This window comes from Candidatus Sordicultor fermentans, from assembly GCF_012728195.1.
GTDB classification, from domain to species: Bacteria; Atribacterota; Atribacteria; order Atribacterales; family Caldatribacteriaceae; genus Sordicultor; species Sordicultor fermentans.
Genome location: NZ_JAAYFP010000049.1, coordinates 1 through 1734 on the forward strand (window position 1 = coordinate 1; position 1734 = coordinate 1734).

General features: G+C 36.3%; 1 protein-coding gene. It reads right to left on the minus strand.

Annotation, left to right across the window (positions count from 1 at the left end):
* Nucleotides 1-205 precede the first annotated feature (205 nt).
* Nucleotides 206-1615 (minus strand): hypothetical protein, encoded by a 1410-nt coding sequence (locus GXZ17_RS02550; protein ID WP_409375724.1) that lies wholly within the window; start codon nucleotides 1613-1615, stop codon nucleotides 206-208.
* Nucleotides 1616-1734: the final 119 nt, after the last annotated feature.

Below are 1734 nucleotides of genomic sequence, written 5' to 3' on the forward strand. Positions count from 1 at the left end.
CAATTAATTCGTCTCTTTTTATTTGTAAGGGCTTATCATGCCATTCCTCATCTTTTGAAGTTCTCCACTTTAATCTTGGGATGGTTATTTTGAAATTTGTTTCAATCTCGGGTTTACCTCGCTTCATAAGAGAAAAACGAAGAGTGTCTTGTTCAGGTAACAACTCGATTTGATAGCCATTTTCTACATATTTATACCGGGTCTTTTAATCCGTTTTCAATACCCAATCCTGAAAATCTTTCTCCAGAAGAATTTTGACAAACTCTTTTTTATGTCCAATTTCTGGATCTGGAATTACAAGGTCCCTTGGAAATTTCAATTGGATAAAAGGAATATAGCGAAAAAATAGCGTTTCTATGGGAATTCTATCCTCTTGTTCACAAATATCTATTTGAAATTCTCCACATTCACAAGGTAAGTCATCAGGAAGCTTTAGCTCTAAGGGGTAATCACCGGTCCAGTTCTCAGTAACAATTTTATAACCCGCTTGCCTATTTTGAATCCATATCACCCAACCAGATGGATTTACAGTAGGTGCTTTTATTTTGAGGCTATTCCCTGCAAACAGTGGCATCTGCTTCTCAAAATTATCCTTAATCAGGGTATCTCCTTCTATAGAGAAAGATGATTGACAGGGTATTCTTTTTTCTTTTTCAGTTTGGTTATTCTTTATGATGAGTTCGTTTATATCTTTTAAGCTAACACGCATTGACTGGTATTTTTCCCAAATCCATCTTTCTTCAATTACATCCGGGTCAGTAACTAAACCAAAATCTTTCTCAAGAAGAATCCAAACATCTCTATTCGGTAAAGGATTAAGGCTCCCTCCCTTATCATAAAGGTAATACATTCTCCCGCGATTATTTCCTATTGCAATGAATGGATATAAAACCTCACTACTATGCTGATAAATATAAGTTTTACCTTGAAGTTCATCTGGGTAGATAATCTTAAAATTCTTTAGGGGTTTTTCTAAGTTTATTTGCCTTTCTTCCACCGTTGCAACACCTTGTTTATCACTACTTACTCCTGCGGAAATAACTTGCTCGTTCCCATTTAGTTCCAATTTATAATGTAGCTCTTGTGGAACACTATCCATTGTGCTGGTTTCAAACCACTGTTTTGGCATGATAAAGAAAACTTCTGCCTCATCAAGATCGATTTCTACATAAGGTGATTCCACCCTTATAGATGTTTCTTTTTCTTTATCATTCTTCTCCAAATCTGCTGGTGTCTGTGGTGGTTTAATCAACCTTGAGTCTTTCCTTTTCCCTAAATCTACTTCTGTCATGGGCTTGAGAATTACTGATTCTTTTTTCTTTTCGTGATGGCTTTCTGTATTCTCGCTCTTTCTTTCTACTGTAGGTGCTTTCTTTCTATAAGGCTTTCGTGCTTGTACTTCTATTCCTGAATTTCTCTTCGTCTCTTTCTTTTTTGCGAGCTTTATATCTTCTTCCTCAATTTTTATCTCCCCGCCTTTTTTTTCAGATTTTTCTATTTCTACCTCTTCGTGGCTATTTTCCTCCCTTTCTTTTTCACGCTTTTCTTGCTCTTCCCATCCGTGTTTATCTTCCGCTGCTTTCTTTCCCTCATCTTCTAATATTTTCTGCCCCACCTTTTCTAATTGTCGTCCTTCCTCTATGGCTCTTTGCTGCTTTTCTTCTTCAACTTCTGTTTCTTCTTCAAATATTTCCTCCTCCTTCTTCTCTTAAAACTTCTTCTCTTCCTCAAATG